The sequence below is a fragment of the Lutibacter sp. A64 genome (genome assembly GCF_022429565.1).
Classification (GTDB): domain Bacteria; phylum Bacteroidota; class Bacteroidia; order Flavobacteriales; family Flavobacteriaceae; genus Lutibacter.
Genome location: NZ_CP092487.1, coordinates 2,971,436 through 2,996,210 on the forward strand (window position 1 = coordinate 2,971,436; position 24,775 = coordinate 2,996,210).

At 27.6% G+C, this 24,775-nt stretch carries 27 protein-coding genes; 19 read left to right on the forward strand and 8 right to left on the reverse strand.

Features of this window, described 5'->3' with window-relative positions:
* Nucleotides 1-92: 92 nt before the first annotated feature.
* The 5 genes from MKD41_RS12145 (at nucleotide 93) to MKD41_RS12165 (ending at nucleotide 3,327) form a co-directional block, all read left to right on the forward strand.
* Entirely contained in the window at nucleotides 93-656 is a 564-nt protein-coding gene (locus MKD41_RS12145; protein ID WP_240242556.1) for a TetR/AcrR family transcriptional regulator, read from the forward strand.
* A gap of 64 nt (nucleotides 657-720) precedes the next feature.
* Nucleotides 721-1,152 (forward strand): hypothetical protein, encoded by a 432-nt coding sequence (locus MKD41_RS12150; protein ID WP_240242557.1) that lies wholly within the window; start codon nucleotides 721-723, stop codon nucleotides 1,150-1,152.
* A 17-nt stretch (nucleotides 1,153-1,169) separates the two neighbouring features.
* Nucleotides 1,170-1,733 (forward strand): carboxymuconolactone decarboxylase family protein, encoded by a 564-nt coding sequence (locus MKD41_RS12155; RefSeq protein ID WP_240242558.1) that lies wholly within the window; start codon nucleotides 1,170-1,172, stop codon nucleotides 1,731-1,733.
* 126 nt (nucleotides 1,734-1,859) lie between these two features.
* Nucleotides 1,860-2,528: a haloacid dehalogenase type II gene (locus MKD41_RS12160; protein WP_240242559.1), complete on the forward strand. Its 669-nt coding sequence runs from the start codon at nucleotides 1,860-1,862 to the stop codon at nucleotides 2,526-2,528.
* Between the two features lie 82 nt (nucleotides 2,529-2,610).
* Complete coding sequence (locus tag MKD41_RS12165) at nucleotides 2,611-3,327, forward strand: 3-ketoacyl-ACP reductase (RefSeq protein WP_240242560.1); 717 nt, start codon at nucleotides 2,611-2,613, stop codon at nucleotides 3,325-3,327.
* A 109-nt stretch (nucleotides 3,328-3,436) separates the two neighbouring features.
* On the opposite strand, the gene MKD41_RS12170 is transcribed toward MKD41_RS12165, so the two are convergent.
* Together MKD41_RS12170 and MKD41_RS12175 are read right to left on the reverse strand one after the other, a co-directional pair.
* Nucleotides 3,437-3,778, reverse strand: a complete 342-nt coding sequence (locus MKD41_RS12170) for a cupin (protein ID WP_240242561.1) — start codon at nucleotides 3,776-3,778, stop codon at nucleotides 3,437-3,439.
* A gap of 34 nt (nucleotides 3,779-3,812) precedes the next feature.
* Complete coding sequence (locus MKD41_RS12175; protein WP_240242562.1) at nucleotides 3,813-4,328, reverse strand: DinB family protein; 516 nt, start codon at nucleotides 4,326-4,328, stop codon at nucleotides 3,813-3,815.
* A 98-nt stretch (nucleotides 4,329-4,426) separates the two neighbouring features.
* Between MKD41_RS12175 and recA the strand changes: the two genes are divergently transcribed.
* The 5 genes from recA (at nucleotide 4,427) to MKD41_RS12200 (ending at nucleotide 8,888) form a co-directional block, all read left to right on the forward strand.
* A complete protein-coding gene (recA, locus tag MKD41_RS12180) occupies nucleotides 4,427-5,440 on the forward strand; it encodes a recombinase RecA (protein ID WP_240242563.1) in 1,014 nt (337 codons plus the stop codon).
* A 224-nt stretch (nucleotides 5,441-5,664) separates the two neighbouring features.
* Nucleotides 5,665-6,102 (forward strand): ATP-dependent zinc protease family protein, encoded by a 438-nt coding sequence (locus MKD41_RS12185; protein ID WP_240242564.1) that lies wholly within the window; start codon nucleotides 5,665-5,667, stop codon nucleotides 6,100-6,102.
* 10 nt (nucleotides 6,103-6,112) lie between these two features.
* Nucleotides 6,113-6,988, forward strand: coding sequence for a 30S ribosomal protein S6--L-glutamate ligase (gene rimK / locus MKD41_RS12190; RefSeq protein ID WP_240242565.1), 876 nt, complete (start codon nucleotides 6,113-6,115; stop codon nucleotides 6,986-6,988).
* Nucleotides 6,978-7,937 (forward strand): succinylglutamate desuccinylase/aspartoacylase family protein, encoded by a 960-nt coding sequence (locus tag MKD41_RS12195; RefSeq protein WP_240242566.1) that lies wholly within the window; start codon nucleotides 6,978-6,980, stop codon nucleotides 7,935-7,937. The genes rimK and MKD41_RS12195 overlap by 11 nt, the downstream gene beginning before the upstream one ends.
* Nucleotides 7,938-7,940: 3 nt before the next feature.
* Nucleotides 7,941-8,888: an ABC transporter ATP-binding protein gene (locus MKD41_RS12200; protein WP_240242567.1), complete on the forward strand. Its 948-nt coding sequence runs from the start codon at nucleotides 7,941-7,943 to the stop codon at nucleotides 8,886-8,888.
* A gap of 4 nt (nucleotides 8,889-8,892) precedes the next feature.
* Here MKD41_RS12200 and MKD41_RS12205 read toward each other — a convergent pair whose 3' ends face one another.
* The 3 genes from MKD41_RS12205 to MKD41_RS12215 are packed head-to-tail and all read right to left on the reverse strand — an operon-like array spanning nucleotide 8,893 to nucleotide 12,221.
* Nucleotides 8,893-10,245 (reverse strand): sensor histidine kinase, encoded by a 1,353-nt coding sequence (locus MKD41_RS12205; protein WP_240242568.1) that lies wholly within the window; start codon nucleotides 10,243-10,245, stop codon nucleotides 8,893-8,895.
* A 27-nt stretch (nucleotides 10,246-10,272) separates the two neighbouring features.
* The gene (gene dut / locus MKD41_RS12210; RefSeq protein WP_240242569.1) at nucleotides 10,273-10,704 is read right to left on the reverse strand and encodes a dUTP diphosphatase; all 432 of its coding nucleotides are present in this window, start codon (nucleotides 10,702-10,704) and stop codon (nucleotides 10,273-10,275) included.
* Nucleotides 10,705-10,763: 59 nt separating this feature from the next.
* Entirely contained in the window at nucleotides 10,764-12,221 is a 1,458-nt protein-coding gene (locus tag MKD41_RS12215) for an oligosaccharide flippase family protein (protein WP_240242570.1), read from the reverse strand.
* 52 nt (nucleotides 12,222-12,273) lie between these two features.
* Here MKD41_RS12215 and MKD41_RS12220 point away from each other — a divergent pair, with 52 nt between their 5' ends.
* The 9 genes from MKD41_RS12220 to MKD41_RS12260 all read left to right on the forward strand — a co-directional run bounded on the left by MKD41_RS12220 (nucleotide 12,274) and on the right by MKD41_RS12260 (nucleotide 21,942).
* Nucleotides 12,274-13,143: a fructosamine kinase family protein gene (locus tag MKD41_RS12220; RefSeq protein ID WP_240242571.1), complete on the forward strand. Its 870-nt coding sequence runs from the start codon at nucleotides 12,274-12,276 to the stop codon at nucleotides 13,141-13,143.
* A gap of 50 nt (nucleotides 13,144-13,193) precedes the next feature.
* Nucleotides 13,194-14,189, forward strand: a complete 996-nt coding sequence (locus MKD41_RS12225) for an NAD(P)H-dependent glycerol-3-phosphate dehydrogenase (RefSeq protein ID WP_240242572.1) — start codon at nucleotides 13,194-13,196, stop codon at nucleotides 14,187-14,189.
* 98 nt (nucleotides 14,190-14,287) lie between these two features.
* Nucleotides 14,288-14,479 (forward strand): cold-shock protein, encoded by a 192-nt coding sequence (locus tag MKD41_RS12230; protein ID WP_240242573.1) that lies wholly within the window; start codon nucleotides 14,288-14,290, stop codon nucleotides 14,477-14,479.
* 151 nt (nucleotides 14,480-14,630) lie between these two features.
* Nucleotides 14,631-15,158, forward strand: a complete 528-nt coding sequence (gene hemG / locus MKD41_RS12235) for a menaquinone-dependent protoporphyrinogen IX dehydrogenase (protein ID WP_240242574.1) — start codon at nucleotides 14,631-14,633, stop codon at nucleotides 15,156-15,158.
* Nucleotides 15,159-15,450: 292 nt separating this feature from the next.
* On the forward strand, nucleotides 15,451-18,048 hold the full coding sequence (locus tag MKD41_RS12240) for a PAS domain S-box protein (RefSeq protein WP_240242575.1): 2,598 nt from the start codon (nucleotides 15,451-15,453) through the stop codon (nucleotides 18,046-18,048).
* Between the two features lie 8 nt (nucleotides 18,049-18,056).
* Nucleotides 18,057-18,473 carry a response regulator gene (locus MKD41_RS12245; RefSeq protein ID WP_240242576.1) on the forward strand — a complete coding sequence of 139 codons (417 nt, stop codon included), beginning with the start codon at nucleotides 18,057-18,059 and terminating at the stop codon, nucleotides 18,471-18,473.
* Between the two features lie 139 nt (nucleotides 18,474-18,612).
* Nucleotides 18,613-20,532, forward strand: a complete 1,920-nt coding sequence (locus MKD41_RS12250) for a sensor histidine kinase (protein WP_240242577.1) — start codon at nucleotides 18,613-18,615, stop codon at nucleotides 20,530-20,532.
* Between the two features lie 7 nt (nucleotides 20,533-20,539).
* Nucleotides 20,540-20,956, forward strand: coding sequence for a response regulator (locus tag MKD41_RS12255; protein WP_240242578.1), 417 nt, complete (start codon nucleotides 20,540-20,542; stop codon nucleotides 20,954-20,956).
* 95 nt (nucleotides 20,957-21,051) lie between these two features.
* Nucleotides 21,052-21,942 (forward strand): hypothetical protein, encoded by an 891-nt coding sequence (locus MKD41_RS12260; protein WP_240242579.1) that lies wholly within the window; start codon nucleotides 21,052-21,054, stop codon nucleotides 21,940-21,942.
* On the opposite strand, the gene MKD41_RS12265 is transcribed toward MKD41_RS12260, so the two are convergent.
* The 3 genes from MKD41_RS12265 to pheS all read right to left on the reverse strand — a co-directional run bounded on the left by MKD41_RS12265 (nucleotide 21,931) and on the right by pheS (nucleotide 24,541).
* Nucleotides 21,931-22,986: a lactonase family protein gene (locus MKD41_RS12265; protein WP_240242580.1), complete on the reverse strand. Its 1,056-nt coding sequence runs from the start codon at nucleotides 22,984-22,986 to the stop codon at nucleotides 21,931-21,933. The two genes, MKD41_RS12260 and MKD41_RS12265, sit on opposite strands and share 12 nt — an antisense overlap.
* A 14-nt stretch (nucleotides 22,987-23,000) precedes the next feature.
* Nucleotides 23,001-23,402: a hypothetical protein gene (locus MKD41_RS12270; RefSeq protein ID WP_240242581.1), complete on the reverse strand. Its 402-nt coding sequence runs from the start codon at nucleotides 23,400-23,402 to the stop codon at nucleotides 23,001-23,003.
* A gap of 119 nt (nucleotides 23,403-23,521) precedes the next feature.
* Complete coding sequence (pheS, locus tag MKD41_RS12275; RefSeq protein ID WP_240242582.1) at nucleotides 23,522-24,541, reverse strand: phenylalanine--tRNA ligase subunit alpha; 1,020 nt, start codon at nucleotides 24,539-24,541, stop codon at nucleotides 23,522-23,524.
* Nucleotides 24,542-24,775: the final 234 nt, after the last annotated feature.

Genomic DNA, 24,775 nt, shown 5'->3' on the forward strand with positions numbered 1-24,775 from the left:
TTAAAAAGTGATAGCTAGTAAAAATTAAAAATATCCTTAATTATTTTTTTATTTCTAAACGATTGCTTAGTTTTGCGCTGTAATTAAAACTAATGGCTAGAAAAAAACAATATAACGAAGAAGAAGTAATAGAAAAAGCAATGCATTTGTTTTGGAAAAATGGTTACGAAAATACTTCAGTTCGTATGTTGGAAAAAGAAATGGGTATTAACCAATTTTCTATGTATTCTAGTTTTGGAAGTAAACATGGTGTTTTTTTAGAGAGTTTAAAATCTTATAAAAAAATCATAAATAGTATTTTTGAAAAATTAAAAACTTCAAAAAATGGTATTGAAGACATTAAAGAATTTTTTTATAATTCTATTCAGGTGTCAAACATTAATGGAAATCAAAAAGGTTGTTTAGTTACAAATACATATAACGAATTTGCTGAAAGTGAAGACGAATTGATAAGAGAGCAAATGAATGATTTTATGCTTGGTTTGAAAGAAATATTTATTGAAAAATTAAGTATAGATAGTTCAAAAGACGAGCAAACAATTATAAAACAAGCTAATTATTTATTGTTAGCAAAACATGGATTGGCTGCAGCAAGCAGAGTTAATAATCAACAAGAAATAGAAGATTATATAGAAATGGTCTTTAAAAATTTATAACATTTTTTTTAACCTAAAACTAAGCAATTGCTTAGATATTAATAATTAATAAAACACAAAAAGTATGAACAAAGTATTATTTACCACTAACATATTAATGGGAATTGTATTATCTCGATTTGCCATTTCAAAATTAACAGGGTGGGAAATTTCAGTTAAAGCCTTTATAGAAATGGCAAAACCTTTAGGTATAGATCCTACCTTTTTTAGAATATTTACAGGAATAGTTATTTCTGCAGTAGTAATTGGTTATTTATCAACAGCCATCTTAAGTTTAATAAAAAATAAACAACGTTTTACATTTAAAGTACCATTTACAACTTGGGCAATTTTTAGCAATCTTTTTGGCTTACTTACTATGGTTGGTGCATTAATAGCTGAATTTTCACTAAGAGTTCAACCAAAATGGTTGTTGGTTTATATAGCTATAGGCGTTATTCTATTTTCAGCATTAAACCTTTTTATTTTAAACAAGCAAAAACAAATTAGTAACTAAAAATTAAAAATAAAATTATGAGCACATTTAAAATTCACAACTTAGAAACTGCCCCAGAAGCAAGTAAACCATTTTTAGAACAATCTTTTAAATCAAATGGTATGATACCTGGATTACACGGTGTATTAGCTGAATCTCCTCAATTATTTGAAGCCTATCAAACACTTCATAAATTGTTTACACAATCTAGCTTTAATGCTGAAGAGTTAACCGTAGTTTGGCAAACTATTAATGTAGAACACGAATGTCATTATTGTGTGCCAGCACATACTGGTATTGCGCATATGATGAAAGTTGATGCAGCATTAACTAAAGCATTGAGAAATGGAGAACCAATGCCAACTGAAAAATTACAAGCTTTACAAGACACTACCTTAGAAATTGTTAGAGAGCGTGGTCATCTTTCAGAAACTCAAAAAGAAAAGTTTTTTGCAGCAGGTTATGGAAACCGTCAATTATTAGAAATTGTTTTAGGATTATCTCAAAAAGTAATTAGTAATTATACAAATCATTTAGCAGAAACTCCTATAGATAAACCTTTTGAAAAGTTTGCTTGGGAGAAAAACGCCTCAAATTCTTAAAAAAAGGAGCTAAAAACTTTAATTTTTTAATTAAACAAGGTTTTAATATTTAATTAAATACTAAAGATAACGTAAAAAAGACAATGTTAAAACCAAAAGTTATTACTTTTGGTGTAAATAAAAACAATGAAATACACTTTAGCTTTTGATGTATACGGAACATTAATAAACATTTCGGGAGTTTTTAATTCTCTAGAAAAAATGATTGGTGATAAGGCAAAACCAGTAATGGATACCTGGAGAAATAAGCAATTAGAATATTCTTTTAGAAGGGGTTTAATGAATAGTTTTGTCGATTTTTCTGTATGCACAAAAGAAGCTTTAGAATTTAGTTGTTTAACGTTTAAGGTGAATTTATCAGAAGCTCAAAAGGCGGCTTTAATGGATGAATATAAAGTGTTACGGAGTTTTCCAGATGTAAAACAAGGACTTCAAAAATTAAAAAATGATGGACATAAACTCTATGCTTTTTCTAACGGAAGTGCCAATACAGTTTCAAATTTGTTAATAAATGCAGGAATTAGTGAGTTATTTGATGGAGTAATAAGTGTTGAGGCTGTTCAGGTTTTTAAACCAAGTCCAAAAGTTTATCAATATTTCAATAAAAAAACAGCTTCTACAAAATTAGATTCTTGGTTAATATCTAGCAATCCGTTTGATGTTACTGGAGCTGCAATTTATGGAATGAAAACAGCTTGGGTGCAACGTACTCAAGATTCAATTTTTGATCCTTGGGAAATAAAGCCAACAACAATTATTAACAATATTATAGAATTGTCTTCAAAACTTAAATAGTAACTTTGCGCAATAAATAGTCAATTCTAAATTTAGAAATAGAAAAATATTAATTTTTACATCACTATAAAAATATTAAAAAATGAAATTAAATAAGAAAAAAGCCATTATTACCGGCGGAAGTAGAGGTTTAGGAAAAGCTACAGCATTGGCGTTTGCAAAAGAAGGAATAGATGTTGCTATAACTGGTAGAAATGAAGAAAGATTAAAAGCAACTGTTTCAGAAATAAAAGCATTGGGTGTAAATGCTACGTATGAAGTTTTTGATATTTCTAATTATGAAGCTGTAAAAATTGGAATTAAAAATATAATATCAAATTTAGGAACTGTTGATATTTTAGTGAATAATGCAGGAATTGCCGCTTTTGGAACTTTAAACGATATGGATTCGAAACTTTGGGAAGATATTATTAAAACCAACGTTTTAGGAATGTATTATGTAACTAAAGAAGTACTTCCGTATTTAATTGAAAAAAATGAAGGAGATATTATTAATGTTTCTTCAACAGCTGGTTTAAACGGAAACCCAACAACTTCAGCTTATTCTGCTTCAAAATTTGCAGTAATTGGTTTATCTCAATCTTTAATGAAAGAAGTTAGAAAAAATAATATTAGAGTAAACACTTTAACACCAAGTACTATTGCTTCAGATATGTCTATAGAATTAGGTATTGCTAATAAAGATTCTGAAGACAGCGTTTTACAACCAGAAGATTTTGCAGCGTTAATTGTGGCTAGTTTAAAATTACCTAGAAGAGCTATGATGGCAAATGCATCATTATGGTCTACAAATCCATAAAAGAAAAATATTTTTAATAAATTTAAACCTAACAGGTTTTCAAAACCTGTTAGGTTTTTTTGTGTTTAAAAATGGATTTTTTCCTGTTAAGGAATAACAAATAAGGCTATTAATTTTCAGTAACTTTAATAACTCTATCTACAGTATCTAATTTAGATAAAGTTAAGCGAACAATACTAGCTGTTTTTGCAACTAAATCGTGTGGTACATTTCCTTCTAAAGCAACTAAATCGCCTTTTACTAAATTATAAATTGTACCATCTACACCAAAATCAATAGCTCCTTCAAAAATTTCAACACTAATAGGAAAGGCTGTTTTATGCTCTTTCATAAGTTGATTTTCTTTAAAAACAATTCTAATTTCTTTGGTTGTTTCTGTTTCAAATAAAACAGAAATTGCAGGTTTCGTATCGTTGTAAATTATATTTTCTAAGAGCGATGATTTTTTCATAATAAATAAAGTTACAATTTGTAATTGATTATTGTTACCAACCTGTATATTTTGGAGGTTTAATTTCATTTAAATTTAAGTAAACTATTAATTGTCCGCGGTGATGTGTTACGTGATCTTGCAATAAATTTAGTATTTGTAATTTACTTTTTGGGCCAGCAAAAAAGTTGACCTCTGTATCTAAATCTTCTAACTTAGTTTTTTTTATTATTTCAGAAACTTTATCAAACGCTAATGTTAGTTCATTAATAATTTCACTTTTTGTAGTGGAGTTTATTTTTTCAGATTTTTTAAAATCATCAGTAATAAAATAATTCTCACTCAACGAAACCATATTACCTTTTATGTGTAGCAATTGTTCTTTAAAAGTCATTTGTCTTTCTGTAGGCGCAAAATTGTAATTAGCTTCAGGCATTGCTTCAGCCATTTCTAATAAATAATTTTTAGAGTTTTCCCACTTTAATAAAAAAGCAGAAATAACATCATTTTGTGCTGATAAATTGTTGTTAACCATAATAATGAATAAGATTAGTAGAGGAGTTTTCTTCATGTTGATAATGTTTATAGAATTATTTTTAAAGGCTAAATATACTCAATACTTTTTTATATTTTAGCAACAAACTATTTTAACTCATTTTAATAAAGATTATGGCAGAAGATAAAGAAAAAGCAGCAAAATTAAAAGCATTACAGCTTACGTTAGATAAATTAGATAAGGCTTATGGAAAAGGAACGGTAATGAAAATGGGAGATGTTGCAATAGATGATATTGAGGCAATTTCTTCAGGATCGTTAGGGTTAGATTTAGCTTTAGGTGTTGGTGGTTATCCAAGAGGTAGAGTTATTGAAATATATGGCCCAGAATCATCGGGTAAAACAACATTAACATTGCATGCAATTGCCGAAGCACAAAAAGCAGGTGGTATTGCTGCCTTTATTGATGCAGAGCATGCTTTTGACCGTTTTTACGCACAAAATTTAGGAATAGATGTAGATAATTTAATTATTTCTCAACCAGATCACGGTGAGCAAGCATTAGAAATTGCAGATAATTTAATTAGTTCTGGAGCTATAGATATTGTAGTAGTAGATTCAGTTGCAGCACTTACACCAAAAAGTGAAATTGAAGGTGAAATGGGAGATTCTAAAATGGGATTACACGCTCGTTTAATGTCGCAAGCACTTAGAAAATTAACAGGTACAATTCATAAAACAAACTGTACAGTTATATTTATTAACCAGTTACGTGAAAAAATTGGAGTTATGTTTGGTAACCCAGAAACAACTACTGGTGGTAACGCTTTAAAGTTTTATGCGTCTGTTCGTTTAGATATTAGAAGAAGAACTCAAATTAAAGATGGTGATCGTGTTATAGGAAATAGTACAAAAGTTAAAGTTGTAAAAAATAAAGTTGCACCACCTTTTCAAGTTGCAGAATTTGATATTATGTACGGAAAAGGAATTTCTAAAACAGGTGAAATTTTAGATTTAGCTGTTGAATTTGGTATTGTAAAGAAAAGCGGTTCTTGGTTTAGTTACGGTGAAACAAAATTAGGACAAGGTAGAGATGCCGTTAAAGGACTGATATTTGACAACCCAGAATTAGCAGAAGAATTAGAAATAAAAATTAAAGATTTTATTAATAATCAAGATGAAGATTAATAAAGTATTGATTTTATAGAGTAGGTTGTAAAAAAAGTGAAATTTACGTCAACCTGAACTTGATTCAGGTTCTCATAATGATTGGTAATCAGTATGATGGATTTCTAATTTTTTTTACAACCTATTTTCATTTATAATAACTTTTTAAACAATAACTTTTTCAATTAAAATAATAGTCTATTTTTGGTAGATAATTTTTATATTAAAAAGCAGGCTTTAAAACTTTGAAAACACCTAATACAAAAACACTTATAGGAAGAACTGATATTGTTGATTTTCCAAAATTAGAATTGTTTGGAATCGCTATAAAAGTAGATTCAGGTGCATATACTTCAAGCTTTCATTGCCATCATATTGAAGTTGAAAATGAGGTTTTAAAATGTCAGTTTCTAGATCCAGAACACGAAAAATACCACCAAAAATATTTTTACTTTAAAGAATTTATTCAAAAAAATGTAAAAAGTTCTAATGGAATTATAGAAAGTAGATTTATAATAACTACTGAAATTCTTATTTTTAATAAAATTCATAACATAGAATTATCATTAACAGAAAGAGGATCAATGATGTATCCAGTACTTTTAGGAAGAAAATTTTTATCTAAAAAATTTATTATAGATACTGCAAAAAAAAATCTTTCCCTTAAAAAAATAAACTCTTAAAACTACTAACATGAAAATTGTTGTTTTATCACGCAATCCAAATTTATATTCTACAAGAAGACTTGTTGAAGCAGGAAAGGAAAGAAAACATGAAATGGTAATAATAGACCATACTAAATGCGATATTATTATAGAACGGAAAAAACCAGCCATACGCTATAAACAAGAACTAATTACAGATGTAGATGCTGTAATACCTAGAATTGGAGCTTCTGTAACATTTTTTGGAACCGCAGTTGTACGTCAGTTTGAAATGATGAAAGTTTTTACTGCAGTAGAATCTCAGGCTTTAATGCGTTCTCGCGATAAATTGCGAAGTTTACAAGTACTCTCTAGAGCTGGTTTGGGTTTACCAAAAACGGTTTTTACAAATTATTCTAAAAACGTAGATGATGTAATTAAAAGTGTTGGAGGTGCTCCTTTAGTTATTAAATTATTAGAAGGAACACAAGGTTTAGGTGTTGTTTTGGCTGAAACACACACAGCCGCAGAGTCGGTTTTAGAAGCGTTTAATGGGTTGAAAGCTAGAGTAATTGCACAAGAATTTATTAAAGAAGCAAAAGGTGCCGATATTCGTGTTTTTGTAGTTGATGGTGTTGTTGTTGGCGCTATGAAAAGACAAGGAAAGGAAGGAGAATTTCGCTCTAATTTGCATAGAGGAGGTACAGCTGAAATTTTTGAATTGTCTGTTGATGAGGAAAATGCAGCGTTAAAAGCGGCACGTGTAATGGGATTAGGTGTTGCAGGTGTAGATTTATTGCAATCGGAGCGAGGACCACTTATTTTAGAAGTTAATTCTTCACCTGGTTTAGAGGGTATAGAATCTGCTACAGGAAAAGATATTGCTAAAAAGATAATTCATTATATAGAACGTCATGCCGAATGATTTTAAAATATTAAATCAGAAAATTAGTTTAGGAGAAACCGTTCAATTAAAAATGGACATTGCTCAATTAAGTATTGGAATAAAAATAGAAGTACCTATAATTGTTTCAAGAGGATTGATAGATGGTCCATGTTTATTGTTAATTGGTGGTATTCATGGAGATGAAACTAATGGAATAGAAATTGTGCGACAAATTGTTGCATCTGGATTAAATAAACCAGAAAAGGGTACTGTAATTTGTATTCCAGTATTAAATGTTTTTGGGTTTTTAAATAAATCTAGAGAATTTCCAGATGGGCGCGATTTAAATCGTCAGTTTCCAGGTTCAGCAAAAGGCTCTTTAGCAAGTAGGTTTGCATACCATTTAATGACCAAAGTTATTCCTAAAGTAAACTATTGTATAGATTACCATACGGGTGGTGCACAGCGCTTTAATTACTCGCAAGTAAGAATTGATGCTAAAGATGAAGAAACCTTAAAATTGGCTAAAATCTTTGGTTCGCCTTATATTGTTTATAGTAAAAGTAAAGAAAAAACTTTTAGAAGATCTATGGCAGATTTAGGTAAAAAAGTGTTGCTGTTTGAAGGTGGAAAATCTTTTAATCTTGATAAAATTGTTACTAAATCAGGTATTCAAGGTGCTGTAAATGTAATGCATTATCTAGAAATGCGAGATTTTTCTTCAATAATTTCAAAGGAAGACCCCAAAAATCCACCAATAATAATTAAAACTTCTAAATGGATTAGAGCAAAGCGTTCTGGTATGTACAGATCATATATTCATGTTGGTCAAAAAGTAGAAAAAGGTGTTAAATTAGGTAGTATTTCAGATCCTTTTGGTGCGTATGAAAATGTTTTTAAAAACCCTCAAGAAGGGTATATTTTAAATTCTAACCATGCGCCAGTTGTTAATCAAGGAGATGCATTATTACATATTGGATTTGAATAAGTTATGTTAAAAGTTACAGATATATCATTTGGTTATACTTCAAAAGAAGTTTTAAAAAATGTTAGTTTTACCGCTAGCAAAGGAGATTATATTGCTATAATTGGCGAAAGTGGTTGTGGAAAAAGTACTTTATTAGAAATTATTTATGGTTTATTACATATTGAAAAAGGCGCTGTTTATTGGAATGAAGAGAAGCTTTTAGGACCTAATTTTTATCTAATTCCAGGTGAGGATTTTATGAAATATTTACCTCAAGATTTTGATTTAATGCCATATATAACAGTTGAAGAAAATATTGGTAAAAATATTTCAAGTCTAGACCCAAATAAGCTAAATAGAATTAAAGAATTGCTAGAAGTTGTAGATATGAGCAACTTTTTAAATACCAAAGTAAAAAATTTAAGTGGAGGTCAAAAACAACGTGTAGCTATAGCGAAAGTTTTGGCAGATGAACCAGAAGTTTTATTGTTAGATGAACCTTTTAGTCATATAGATAATTTTAGAAAAAATAATTTAAGAAGAAGTATTTTTAGGTATTTAAAATCAAAAAATATTTTATGTATTGTTGCTACACATGATACAACCGATGCGCTTTCGTTTGCCGATGAAATTTTAGTGATTAGAGATGGAAAATTAGTAGCAAAAAACACACCAGAAACCTTATATAATAATCCAGAAAGTAAATATGTAGCTTCTTTTTTTAATGAAATAAATGAAATTCCATTACATATAATAGAAGCAAAAAACACTTCGAAAGAAACAGTTTTATTATACCCGAATCAGTTAAAAGTAGTTGAAAAATCCGAATTAAAAGCAACAGTTATTGCATCTTATTTTAAAGGAAGTTATTATTTAATTGAGGCCGATTTAAAGAATGAAACTATATTTTTTGAGCACCCAACCAAATTAGAGATTAATCAAAAAGTGGATATAGAGGTAAATAAGAACTGAAAAATTAGTTGTTTTCTAATGGAAGAGAAATAGAAACCTTAGTTCCTTCTTGTAAATTACTATTAATATTAATTTTTCCTTTGTTTATGGTTAAAAACTCCTTGCAAAGTTTTAACCCTAAACCAGTTCCTTTTTCATTATCTGTTCCAAAAGTAGAAATAAAGGTATTAATTTCAAAAATTTTATGCAGTGTTTCTTTATTAATACCAACACCGCTATCAGCTATTGAAATTCTACATATATTTAGGTTTGGGTTAATTTCTTCCAAAATAATTTCAATTTTACCATTGGTTTTGGTAAATTTTATAGCATTAGAAATTAGGTTTCTAATTATTGTATCAATCATATCATAATCAGCATAAACAAATAAATCTTGTTTAAAATTGCAAGTCAGACTAATGTTTTTTAATTTAACTTGAGAGTTAAAAAGGTTTATATTATTATGTATTATTTTATAGAGATTAAGTTTATTAGGTTTGTAAATAATTAATCCGGCATTGGTATTTGCCCATTTTAATAAATTATCTAATAGATTAAAGGTGTTTTTACTATTTTGATAAAGTGATTTGGTTAGCTTTTCTCTTTTTTCATCGCTAATATCATTAAGCCATAGGAGCTCTCCAATTTGTTGTAAACCACCTAAAGGGCCTTTTAAATCGTGAGCAATAATTGAAAAAAAGTTATCTTTGCTTTTTATTAGTTCATTTAATTTTTGATTGTCCTTTTCCTTTAAAATAAAAATTAAAAGTAGAGGAATAATTAAATTAAGGATTAAGAAAAATATGAGAGGTAGAACAAGTATATAGTTTGTTGAAAACATACTTATTTTAGTTTCTAAATAGGCGCCTAATGCACGAAATGATAGAAATACAGCAGCAAGTGTAAAAATAAAGCCGGTTAGGTGCTGTATTTTAGTTTTTCTTCTGTTTATTAAAAGTATATAAGAAGCATAAGCATATATTAACGCAACACTTAAGGATGTTGCAATAATTCTAATGTTAGTTGATGATGTACTAAAATAAATTAATATTACAGAAAAAACAACGGGTATAAACAAGCATTGTTTAAAATGTTTTAAATTAAATTTTTTTTCAATAAAGGAAATACAATAAACTTCATAAAATACTATAAATAAATTTATTGTAGTATTTAAAAAAATATTTATTGGGCTTGGAATACTATCTCGTGTTGAAAGCATTATTAAGAAAAATATACCTAGTATTCTAGAAAGAATAAAAATACTAATAATTGGATTTTTTACTTTATATAATTTAATATAAGTAACAAATAAAGCAATAATAAATATATTAGCGGCAGCTGAGAAAAGAAATAAAGTTTTTACATCTATTGGAATCATATTTATTATTTACGGTAAATATATGTATTAAATTCCAGTACTTCCAAAACCACCTTCACCGCGTTCAGTTTCACTTAAAACTTCAACTACATCCCATTCGGCACGTTCGTGTTTTGCAATTACTAATTGAGCAATGCGTTCACCATCATTTATAATAAAATCTTCGTTAGAAATATTCACTAAAATCACGCCAATTTCTCCTCTATAGTCTGCATCAATAGTTCCAGGAGCGTTTAAAACCGTAATTCCTTTTTTTGCTGCTAGACCACTTCTTGGACGTACTTGTGCTTCAGTTCCAATAGGTAAAGCAATAAATAAACCTGTTTTAATAATGGCTCTTTCTAAAGGTTTTAATGTAATTGCAGCATCTATATTTGCACGTAAATCCATTCCGGAAGAAGCAATTGTTTCGTAACTTGGTAATTCGTGTTTAGATTTGTTTATGATTTGTATTTTCATAAGTATTTAGTTTTTTATGGTGTTATATTTTGCGATTTAAAACGCTGCTTTTTACGTTTTTAATTTCGTTTTAAAATAGCTAAAATTTCCTTTTTTTCATTAAAATAAATTAAAAATCCGAAAATGATTACTAAGCCAACAGAAACAAAGTAGTTTTCTCTAAAATAGTTAAAAGAAACATAAGAAAGTAGCGTGGCTGAAAATAAATAACTTATTATTTTTTTAATATTATAGGGTACTGGATAGTATTTTTTTCCAATAAAATAAGATAAAAGCATCATAACTCCATAAGCTGTTAGCGTTGCCCAAGCAGAAGCCATAAAGCCAATTTTAGGAATCATAATTACATTTAAAACAATTGTAATTATAGCTCCAATAATTGAAAAATACATTCCAAACCTGGTTTTATCGGTTAATTTATACCAGATTGCTAAATTGTGGTAAACACCTAATAAAAGGTTTGCTAATAAAATTATTGGAACAATCATTAAAGCTTCAAAATATTCGTCGCTACCCAATAAAATTGATGCGAAAATATCTATAAAAGCAACAATAAATATCATAAAAAATGCACCTGCTATAATAAACCAATTTAATATTTTAGCGTAGGTTTGTGTAGCATTTTTTTCTTCGGAATGATTGAAAAAGAACGGTTCTGCGCCCAATCTAAATGCCATTATAAAGAGCGTCATAAAAACCCCTAATTTGTAACAAGCAGCATAGATTCCCATTTGTTGTTCCCCAATCATATCTCCCAATAATAATTTATCTAAATTTTCATTGGTTACATATGCTAAACCAGCAATTAAGATAGGAAAAGCATAGCGTAGCATTTTTTTTAATAATTCAAAATCGAACTGAATTTTAAACTTAAAAAGTGTTGGTAGTAATAATAAAAATGTGGTGGCACTAGCTATGGTTCCGGCAATAAAAATAAATATTACGGCTGGGTTGTTTTGGTAACTTGAAATTATCCAAGCAGGTAATGCTATGTGTTTTTGCATTGCGTATGGTACAAACCATAAAAAAAATAGGTTAAAAAATGCAAAAATTAAGATGTTTAATACTTTATATAATGTAAACCTAATAGGTCTGTTAGTCACGCGTAAATAGGCATAAGGTATTACTACCATGGTGTCTAAAACAGTTGTCCAAATTAATAACTTAAAGAATAATGGGTTTTTGAAACCAAAAAAACCTGAAATTTCAGCACTAAAAATTACCATGGCAACTAAAAATAAAAAAGTAGTAGTTGCTAAACTTAAAAACGACGTTGAAACAACCTTTCCTTTATCTTTTTCTTTTGAGAAAAATCGAAAAAAAGCAGTTTCCATTCCGTAGGTTAGTAAGGCATTAAAATAAGCGGCATACACATAATAATCTGTGTTTACTGCATATTTTTCGGCAGTTAATTTAGAGGTGTGTAATTTTACTAAAATAATATTAATAGCTCTCGGTAAAACTGCAGCAATTCCGTAAATTATAGTGTCTTTAAAAAATTGTTTAAGTGCGCTCAAAGTGTTTTTGTAAATTTGTTATCAAAAGTAAAATTTTTTACTTCAAATTAGAGTGAAATCGGATTTAAATAAACATATAGAAAAGCAAATTAATAAAACATTGAATTTAAATGCTGTTTTTACTTGGAAAAAAGTAGGAGGTGGCTCTATAAATAATGCGTATAAATTGACTTCTAAAGCACAATCTTTTTTTGTAAAAACAAATACAATTTCAATTTTTAAAAATGGTTTTAAAGAAGAAGTTCATGGCCTTAATTTTTTAAAAACAAACGGAGTAAGCATTCCTCAAATAATTGTTGAAGGAACTTTTAATACAGAAATTTATTTAGTTTTAAGCTGGGTTGAAAACTACTATGAAACTAATAAGTTTTGGCAAAATTTTGCTGTTCAATTAGCCGATTTACATAAAAATAAGAGTGTGCAATTTGGGCTAAACCATAATAACTTTATGGGACAATTGTTTCAAAAAAATACTTTTTTTAATGATTTTCCTTCATTTTTTATAGAAAACAGACTAAAACCTCAAGTAAAAATAGCTTTTGATAACGGATTACTTCAAACAAAAGAAGTGCAGTTATTTGAAAGTTTGTATAAACAATTAGGAACTATAATTCCAGCAGAAAAACCAAGCGCAATTCACGGTGATTTATGGAGCGGAAATTTTATTGCTGCAATAAATAATAAAGCAGTTTTTATTGATCCGGCAGTGTGTTATGGACATAGAGAGGTTGATTTGGCAATGAGTTTATTGTTTGGTGGATTTTCTAATGAATTTTATACAACTTATAATGAAGTAGTTCCACTAGAAAAAGGCTTCAATACTAGAAAAGATATTTATAATTTATATCCGTTATTAATTCATTTAAATTTGTTTGGAACATCCTATCTAAAAAGTATTAAAACTATAGTTTCTCAGTTTTAAGAGTGCAATTAATTTAGTTTTTTTACTTTTGAAAAACTAAACCTATTAAAATGAATACAAACCCTAAAATAGCCGTTTTTGGAGGAGGAAGTTGGGCTACAGCAATTGTAAAAATGCTGTGCGAAAATTTAGATCAAGTTGGCTGGTATATGAGAAATCAGAGTGCTATAGATTATATAAAAGAAAACGAGCACAATCCAAATTATATAAGTTCTGCAACTTTTAATGTAGATCAATTATTTTTATCTAGTGATATTAATGAGATGGTAAAATATGCAGATATTTTAATTTTCTCTATTCCATCTGCATTTGTAAAAGCAGAATTAGATACAATAACCGAACCGTACACTTCAAAAACAGTGTTTTCAGCAATTAAAGGAATTATTCCAGAAAGTGGTTTAATTGTAGGAGAACACTTTAATAAAATATTAAATGTTCCAATTGAAAATATTGGAGTAATAACAGGCCCTTGTCATGCAGAAGAGGTTGCAATGGAACGCTTATCTTATTTAACAGTTGCTTGTAAAGATGAAGAAAAAGCTAAACTTGTAAGTAAATATATTTCTAGCCATTATATAAAAACAAAAACATCTGACGATATTATTGGAGCAGAATATGCTGCAATGCTAAAAAATATATATGCAATAGCAGCTGGTATTGCACACGGATTGGGCTATGGAGATAATTTTCAAGCTGTTTTAATGTCTAATTCAATTAGAGAAATAAAACGCTTTATTAAAAAGGTTCATAAAATGAAACGCAATATTAATAATTCGGCTTATTTAGGTGATTTATTAGTGACAGGTTATTCTGTTTTTAGTAGAAATAGAATGTTTGGTAATATGATTGGTAAAGGCTATACAGTTAAAAGCGCTATGATGGAAATGAGTATGATTGCTGAAGGATACTACGCAACAAAAAGTGCCTATTTATTAATTAAAAAAAATAAAACAAATACCCCAATTATTGATGCCGTTTATCAGATTTTATACGAAAATAAAAATCCGAAAAAAGTATTTAATAAATTAACAGAACTGCTAGATTAACAATAGGTTACAAATATTATGTTTTTGATAAATTTTATAAAAAATTATTAAAAACAAAGAAATATTAGTAACTTAGTTACCTAATTTATTTTTTAACAATGAAAAAAGGTACAGTAAAATTTTTTAATGAATCTAAAGGTTTTGGATTTATTACAGAAGCAGGTTCTAATACAGATTATTTTGTTCACATTTCTGGATTGATTGATGAAATTAAAGAAGGAGATGAAGTAGAATTTGAACTGAAAGAAGGGAAAAAAGGTTTAAATGCAGTTAATGTAAAAGTTATCTAAGTATAAAATTCTTTTAAAAAACGCTTAAAACTCATTCTTCTTGGATGGGTTTTTTGTTTTAGCACCTTTCAATTAGCATTAGGGTATTGATAAATATCATACAAAAAATACTGTTTTTTAGTTAACTTTAACCCCTAATGAAACCATTGTAATGAGTGAACGAATTGGTGTTTTATATGCAACAGTAGACGGACATACAACAAAAATATGTAATGAAATTGTTAAAACTATACAAGAAAAAAATATTGATGTTCAGTTATTTACTATAGATAATTTTACAAAAAATATTACTGATTTTGATAAGTTTGTAATTGCGTCAAGTATAAGATATGGTGTGCATAACAAAGAAATAATTGCATTTATCAATAAAAATAAAGCAGTATTAGATACTGTAAAAACAGCTTTTTTTTCTGTGAATTTGGTGGCTCGAAAACCAGAAAAAAACACACCAGAAACCAATCCCTATGTAGTTAAGTTTTTTAAAAAAATAGATTGGAAACCAACAATTACTGAAGTTTTTGCTGGAATGTTAGATTATAAAAGATATAAACCTTTTGATAGAATAATGATTCAGTTTATTATGTGGATGACAAAAGGACCTACCAATAAAAATATTAAAATAGAGTATACAGATTGGAAAAAAGTTGAAGCATTTGCTATGCGTGTAATTAATTTTTGATTTAAAATATATCGTTTTTAATTATAATTATTTGTAAAACATCTATTTAACAGTGTTTTATAAAATTAAGCCTCCATTTTACTAAAAAACGTATATTTGAAGCGTTCATAATTTATATAAGAATAAACTTAATTATCTAAGCATTATTTTAATTATAATTTAGAACTTAATTGAATTGCTTAAAATACCTATTATTTAATTAAACTTTAAAAGTATTAGATATAGAGTTATTTAAAAAAAAGATTCTATAGTGTAATTTTATTTTAAAGAAGGCGCATAACAATTCACCATAATGAATAAATTAAATAAATTATTTAAAAATAGGTATTTAATATTTTTAATTACAATCATAATTTTATTAGCTCTAATGCTTTTGCTTGTTCAGAATAGTATTAGTTTACAAAAATCTGACGCACATATTATTAACGTTTCTGGTAAACAACGTATGTTAAGTCAGCGTATTACTAAACTTAATAATATTATAAAAACAACAAATAATATTAATTCAAAAATAGATGTTAACAAACTAAAATTACTGATTAAAGAATGGGAAGAAGCTACTAATTATTTGATTTTAAAGAATGAAAAGGATGGTAATAAAACTATCGATTCGTTATTTAAAGAAATTAAGCCTTATCAAAATAAAATACTAGAATACAGTAAAAGTATAATAAATACTATTGAATCTGATAAAAGTGTTAAAGACTTAAAAGATCTTGAAGCTTTAGATTTGGCTTTTTTAACTACAATGGATACAATTGTAAATGAATACCAGAAAAATGCAGAAAGAAAGCTTCAAAAGTTAGAAAATATACTGTATTTATTAGCTTTTATAGTTGTATTAATTTTAATTTTTCAGTTTATTTATATCATTAAACCCGTTTACAAATTATATTTTCAAAAGAATCTAGATCTCCAAAAAACAAATCGTGCGTTAGTGCGTTCTCAAGAAAAAGTTCGCAATAATTTAAAAGAATTGAAACAGCTCAAAAATAAAATTGAAAAAGGAGCAGAATTAGGTAAAATTTTTATTGAACAAGCACCAAATGCTATTGCAATGTTTGATAAGGACATGAAATATATAGCAGCTTCACATCGTTGGAAAGAAGATTATAAATTAACAGGTCAAGAAATTATAGGGAGATCTCATTATGAAATTTTCCCTGAAATAGGAGATGATTGGAAGGAGCACCATAAAGCGTGTTTAAAAGGAGCAATTAATAAATGCGATGAAGCACCATTTAAAAGAGCAGATGGCACTACACAGTGGCTTACTTGGGATGTGAGACCTTGGTATATTTCTAAAGGAAAAATAGGTGGATTATTAATGTATACTGCAGATATAACAACTATTAAAGAAAAAGATCAAGAAAGGTTAAGAATTGAAAAAATACTTGACAAAACCAATCAAATTGCACGTATTGGAACATGGGAAGTAAATCTAATTGAAAATAAAGTTAATTGGAGTAAAGTAACTCGTGAAATCCATGACGTACCAGACGATTTTATACCTAATTTAAATACTGCAATTGAATTTTATAAAGAAGGAGAGAGTAGAATAAAAATTAAAAAGGCTATTAATACAGCTATTGAAAAAGGAAAACCATTTGATATTGAATTAGAACTTGTAACAGCAAAAGGAAATGTTGTTTGGACTCGTGCTATTGGTCAAGCTGAATTTGAAAATGGAAAATGTATTTTACTTAATGGTGTTTTTCAAGATATTAACAAAGTAAAATTAGCAAAAGCAACATTAAATTCGGTAAATGAAGAGTTAAATGCAATATTAAATTCTGGTCCTATTTCTATAATTGGAACAGATAAAAATGGTTTAATAACCCATTTTAATAAAGGTGCCGAAAGCATGTTACATTATTCATCTAATGAAATGGTTGGATTAAAAACACCTGAAATAATTCATTTAAAAGAAGAAACTCTTAAAAGAGGAGAAGCATTATCTAAAAAATATAATAAAGAAATAATAGGTTTTGATGTTCTTGTAGCAAATGCTAAACAAGGAGAATCAGAATCTAGAGAATGTACATATGTTAGAAAAGATGGAACTACGTTTCCTGTGCTTTCAGTTACAACAGCAATTAAAAATAACAAAGATGAAATTACGGGTTTTATTAAAATGGCAACAGATATTAGTGAGAGTGTGAAAAATCAAAAAATAATTATTGATGCAAAAAATAATCTCGAAATTCTTACAAGAAAATTAACCAGTCAAAATAATCAGTTGGCTAGTTTTGCTCATATTACATCTCATAATTTGCGAGCGCCAGTGAGTAACCTTAATTCTTTACTTCAAATTTATAAAATGGCTGAAAGTGACGAAGAAAGAAGTATGTTGTTTGAAAAATTTGAAAAAGTAATTGATCATTTAACTTCAACATTAAACACATTAGTTGATGCCATAAGAATTAGAGACGATAGTTCTAAAAATATTGAAAAAATATTATTTAAAGATATTTTAAATAAAACAATGGAAATATTAACTGGTCAAATAATAGAGACTGAAACAAATATAACCAGTAATTTTACCAATGCGCCTAGTATTAGCTATAATAAAACCTATTTAGAAAGTATCTTTTTAAATTTAATTACAAACTCTATTAAATATAGATCTATAGAGCGTGCACCAAAAATTACAATTGAAACAACTAATTTAAATGGCAGGATCCAGTTATCAATTACGGATAACGGTTTAGGGATAGATTTAAATAAACATGGCCATAAATTATTTGGATTAAATAAAACTTTTCATAGGCATGCAGAAGCAAAAGGAGTTGGCTTGTACCTTACCAAAATTCAAATTGAATCTATGGGTGGAACAATTTCAGCATCAAGTAAGGTTAATGAGGGAACAACATTTACAATAACATTTTAATATTTATTATGAAAAAGCCTTTTATTATATGTATAATTGATGATGATGAGATTTATCAATTTACAATTACTAAAACTATAGAGACACATAAATTATCTAGAAAAGTACTTATATTTTCAGATGGAGAAGAAGCCTTGGATTTTATGGTAGACAATGTTGGAAACATTAAAGATTTACCAGATGTTATTTTTTTAGATATAAATATGCCAATAATGGATGGCTTTCAATTTATGGAAGAGTATGTTAAGATAGCTCCAAGAGTTGGCAAAAAAATAACTATTTATATGGTTTCTTCATCAGTAGATCCTATTGATATTGAAAGAGCTAAAAAAATTAGTGAGATATCCGATTATATAATTAAACCTATTAATTCAGACGATCTTAAAAAAATTATTACCTCTTTAGAAAAAGCTAAGAAAATTTAGACTGTTTTAATTAAGATTAAAGAACTTTTTTTCTTATTAGTTTATTGTATATTAGTAAAATCTTATTTTTAAAAAAAAGATATTAAATAGTTGTAACCCCTAACTATATAAAATGAATGCAATTGCTGTTAAAAAAAAGATGAAAAAGATTACCCCAAAAACTATAAAATCATTAGTAATTGCTGTTTGCGTTTTTACTTTCGTAATTAGTTTGTTTGTAATTGTATTTTGGCTATTAAATAAACAAGAAATGTTAAGTTTAATTTTTGGTAGAGTAACCATGAAATTTAATACAGCATTATCCTTTTTGTTACATAGCATTTGTGTATTAGTTTATATAAAACAAAGTAGATTTTGTAAAATTATAAATTTAACCTTAATTAGTATAGTTACAGTAATAGCCATAGTAACTTTAATTAATTATTTTTTTGAAATTGAAAATTTTTATGTTATTGATAAGTCTGCAATTAATTCGCCAACAACCGCTATTGGTCTTTTATTTTTAGGGTTTGCTATTTTAGGAATGCAATCTAAAAAGGAGCGTATTAAAAAAAGAACTCAGTTTGTTTTTATAGCTATATTGTTGGTTTCCTTTATTGTAATATTAAGTTACATTTTACAGATTCCTATTGCAAAAGAATCTAGTTTTATTAATTCAATGTCCTTGCATACATCATTAATGTTTTTATTATTTTCAAGTATACTTTCTGTAAAAAATTCACCAAAAGAATTTTACAGTCTAATTTTAAGTAAATATGCAGGAAGTAAATTAATTAGATTAGTTGCGCCATATAATTTTATAATGATATTGTTAATGAGTTTAGCGCTATTATATGCTGTAAACCATAACATTATTGGCTTTAATTTTGGTTTTATTATTTTTACTATTGTTGCACTATTTGTTTCTATTCTTTATATTTTTGGTATCGCCGTTGGAATAAATAAAAGAGACGTAGAGAAAGAAAATCTTAAAAATTCACTATACCAAGCTAATTTAGAATTAAGTCAACTTAAACAAGCTTTAGACGATAGCTCTATTGTTGCAGCTACTGATGTGAATGGAGTCATTACTTCAGTAAATGATAAGTTTTGTGAAATTTCTAAATATAGTAGAGAAGAGCTTGTTGGTAAAACACATAAAGTTATTAATTCTGGACATCATTCAAGAGCATTTTTTAAAGAGCTTTGGGGAACAATTAAAAGTGGTGAAGTTTGGATTGGAGGCGTAAAAAATAAGGCAAAAGATGGTAGTTTTTATTGGGTACACACTTCAATTATTCCATTTAAAAATGAAAAAGGTGAAATTTATCAATTTCTTACAATAAGACAAGATATTACAAGGCTTACAATGCTTTCATCTCAATATGAAAACTTACAACTTAAAAATAAGGAAATAGAACAATTTACATATATTGCTTCACATGATTTGCAAGAACCGTTAAGATCTATACGGGGAATGGTAAATATTTTAAAGCAAAAACAAATAGATGAGATAGATGTAGTAACAAATAACTGTATCTCTTTTATTGAGCGGTCTACAGATAGAATGAGTAGTTTAATAAAAGGTCTTTTAGATTACTCGCGTATTGGAGTAAATAAAGAGTTAGAAACTGTTTATATTAAAGAACTAGTAGATTCTATAAAAATGGAGCTTTCAGATACTATAAAAAATACTAATGCAAAAATTATTTTTGATAATTTACCAGCTTTAAAAGTTTATAAAAAAGAACTTCACCTTTTGTTCTTTAACCTAATTACAAATGCTATTAAATTTCATAAAAAAGATGTTGATCCTATTATTAAAGTATCTGCAATTAGAAGTGGGCAATATTGGAGATTTTCAGTTTCAGACAATGGTATTGGCATTGAAAATCTAAATAATCGTAATATTTTTGGAATGTTTCAAAAGTTAAATAGAAGAGGTAATTTTGATGGAACTGGAATTGGATTAGCGCATTGTGATAAAATTATACATTTGCATGGTGGCGAAATTTGGGTAGATTCAAAATTAGGGGAAGGATCAACTTTTCACTTTACAATTCCTATAAATTTAAACTAAATAAAAGATGAAGAAAAAATTAAATTGTATTCTGTTAATTGATGATGATGATGCCATCAATTTTATTCATGAATGGGTAATTAATAAGGTTGACTGTACTGAAAAAATAGAAATGGCAGAAAATGGAATGGAAGCGCTAGAGTACCTTAAATCAACTAACGCTGGTAAACACCCTCAGCCAGATCTTATATTTTTAGATATTAATATGCCTAGAATGAATGGATGGGAATTTCTTGAGGAATATAATAAACTTGATAAAAGCAAAAAAGGAAAAATTATATTAGTAATGCTATCTTCTTCATTAAACCCAGATGATTTGGCTAAATCTAAAACTATTTCAAGTGTTAGCGGTTATCAAAATAAACCATTAACTATAGAATTAATGCAAGATATTCTAAAAGAATATTTTGAAGATTATTTGTAATAAACTATAAATTAAATTTACATACATTATTTTTGTTTTAGATATTATATCAATTTAAAAAGTAGTTGATTTAAGCTATTTAAAACATTACCCTTATGAGAAATAGAATATTTATAATTGTACTTTTACTTATAAATTATGCTATAGCGCAAGAAAAGTTACTTATTAGTGAAAATAATGATTTGAGATTATTTGAAACCTATCTTTCATTAAATTCAGGAGGAAATATTTTTCCTACTATTTATAACGAAGGTCTAATTTATGCATCAAATCACGAAAATAATAATTATAAGCTTTTATATTCAGATTTAAAATCTGAATCTCAGAAAATTAAAATCGGTTCAAAGTATAGTTTAGGAGCAGTTACTATTTTTAAAAATGAAATTTATTTTACTGGAATTACAAGAAAATTAAGTACTTCTGGCACTAATAATTTTACAATTTATAAAGGAATAATTGAAGATTTTAAGGTTAAAAAAATTAAACGATTACCTGTTTGCAGCTTAAATTTTTCATACACCTATCCAACAATTTCAAAAGATGGTAGTAAAATGTTAGTTGTTACTAACGAAAGAGGACGTTTACATTTGTTAGAATTTATTAGAAATAAAGACAATCAATGGGAAAAAGGCGAAGTTGTCTATATTTCTCATCCAGAATTTGAGATTATTAATCCAACTTTTTATAATGAAAACACTATTTATTTTGCCTCAAATACTTATGAAGGAGAAATAACAGGCGTTGTTTATACTTCCGATAATGAAGGAAATAATAAAATATCAGAAGTTATTAGAGAGCAAGGGAGTTTTAATATTTATAAAATAGAAAGAAACAATTTAGCTTGGGGAATACCTATAAAACAAGACATGTTTAATTCAGATTTTGATGAGTTAGGAGTTGTGTTTATTAATGAAAATTCGGGATACTTAAATTCGTTTAGATACAGTAATACAGATAATATTTATTATTTTGAATTAAAAGAGTAAACAAACAGGTGTTGGTGCTTTAATGCTGTGTGAAAACGATAATTTACCAGTTTTTTTATTCACATTGTAAATGCTAATATTTTTACTTTTTTTATTAGCTACTAATAAAAATTTACCGTTTGGAGCTAAGGTAAAATTACGAGGCCAGTCTCCGTGAACAGATATATTTTGAATTTTTTGAAGCATTCCATTTTTTTTATTTCTTTTAAAAACTACAATAGAGTTTTCGCCTCTATTAGAGCCGTAAAGAAACTTTTCATTTTTAGATAAATGAATATCTGCACAAAAGCTTTCCCCTTTAAAATCACTACTTAAAGTACTTATATTTTGAATGTATTTATAGCTGTTTTCAGCGTTTTTAAGAACTGTAACAGTAGAATTTAATTCATTAATAACATAAATATACTTACCTTTTTTAGAAATTTCAAAATGTCTTGGTCCAGCACCAGCTTCCATTTTATAATTTTCTTTTAAAGTATACGTTCCTTGGTTTTCGGTATAATGTGCTAAAAAATCTCGCCCTAAATCTGCTACAAATAAATTACTATCTAAAAATTGGGCAGAATGCGCGTGTGATTTTACAGTTTCAATATTATGATCTGTAACTTGAAAAGCCTCTTGTAAACTTCCGCTTTCTTCAACATTATAAATAGCAAAAGTTCCGCCTCCATAATTTGAAACTACAGCTTTATCTCCTTTTTTATTTAATTGTACATGGCAAGGGCCTTTACCGCCACTATTTACTTTATTAATTAAGGAAAGTGTGCCGTTTTTGGTTATATTATAGGCGCTTAAAGTACTTCCATTATCACTTTCACTAACTGCATATAGTTGCTTTTTGTTTGCTGAAAAAGTAATAAATGAAGGGTTAACAGTTTTAATAGCTAATGTTTTAGCACTTAATTCACCAGTTTTAGTGTTGAAGTTATATAAGTAGATTCCTTCACTATCTTCACCAGTATAAGTACCAACATACATTGGTATATTTTGAGAATATGTTAATATGCTAAAGCCCATTAATAAAACTGTTAGGGTTGCTTTCATTTGGTTGTTATTTATTATTTTATCAATATACCACGCTTATTTAACAAGGGTATGTTTCTAATTGCGCTGTCTTTAATTGTGCCTTTTTTAAATACATATTTTTTATCTAACATTGCATTTCCTTCAAAAAAGGTAACGTTAAAAAAGTTTGAAAGTTTTAAAACATCATCTTGTAAAAATTCAACTTTAGCAAAAGATTTTGCAGGTAATTTTTCAATTTTATGTCTTAAAACCGCAGTTTCAATCATTTTATCTTCATCATATCCTTTAGAAACAACTAAAACCATTTCTAAATCAACATCTTTGTTGTTAATTATATAGGCGTTCCATTCATCTGTTTTAAAATCTTGGTTGTATTCTTTTACAGCAGCCATAAAAACATCACTAACTTCTGGAATTTTAATGTCTTTTTTCATAAATAATTTACTCAAAATTAAAATGCGGTGTCATTCTGAACTCGTTTCAGAATCTCAGAATTGTTAGTTCAAATTTTGATAAGAGACCGAATTTATCTCAGTTTTACTAATTTCAATATCTAAATTACCGATTTAAATTGTTCTAAAAAGCGTACATCGTTTTCATAAAACATTCTAATATCTGGTATTTGATACAATAACATTGCAATACGTTCTATACCCATTCCAAAAGCGTAACCACTGTAAACATCTGGATCTATATTTGCATTTTTTAATACATTTGGATCTACCATTCCACAACCCATAATTTCTAACCAACCTGTACCTTTTGTAATTTTATAATCGGTTTCAGTTTCTAAACCCCAATAAATATCTACTTCGGCACTTGGCTCTGTAAACGGAAAATAAGAAGGGCGTAAACGTATTTTAGATTTTCCAAACATCTCTTTGGTAAAATACAATAAAGTTTGTTTTAAATCTGCAAAAGAAACGTCTGTATCTATGTATAAACCTTCTACTTGATGAAAAATACAATGTGCACGTGCCGAAATATCTTCATTTCTAAAAACTCTTCCCGGAGAAATAGTTCTAATTGGCGGTTTATGATTTTCCATATAACGTACTTGTACAGAAGAAGTATGGGTACGTAATAAAATATCTGGATTTGTTTCAATAAAAAATGTATCCTGCATATCACGTGCTGGATGGTATTCTGGTAAATTTAAAGCCGTAAAATTATGCCAGTCATCTTCAATTTCAGGACCTTCAGAAACTGTAAAACCTATGCGAGAAAAAACATCAATAATTTTATTTCTAACTATAGATATTGGGTGGCGAGAACCTAGTTCTATTGGTTCTTCTGGTTGTGTTAAATCGCCATAAACACCTTTTTGTTCATTTGCGTTTTCTAAGGCGTCTTTTAGTTGATTTACTTTATCTTGTGCTGCGTTTTTTAACGTATTTAATGCCTGTCCAAATTCTTTTCTTTCGGCAGGTGCTACATTTTTAAATTCAGCAAATAAATCATTAAGTATTCCTTTTTTACTTAAAAATTTAATTCTAAAAGTTTCAATTTCTTCTTTGGAAGTTGCGTTAAATGCAGCTACTTCACCAATCAATTCTTTTACTTTATCCAACATTTTTATATAAAATTAGAGTGCAAATTTACACATTTTTATTTTTGTAGTATTCAATTTTGAATCTAATACTGCTTTCTGTTAATTTAAAATGAATAATTGCTGAAAAATATTTTATAAAATAAAAAAAAGACTGGTTTTAAAAGATTTTAACAAGTACTTGTTTTTATGTAATATTTATTAAATTTTTAGGTTGCTATTTATTAAAAGTCATATTTTTGAAGTTTAATTATTTAA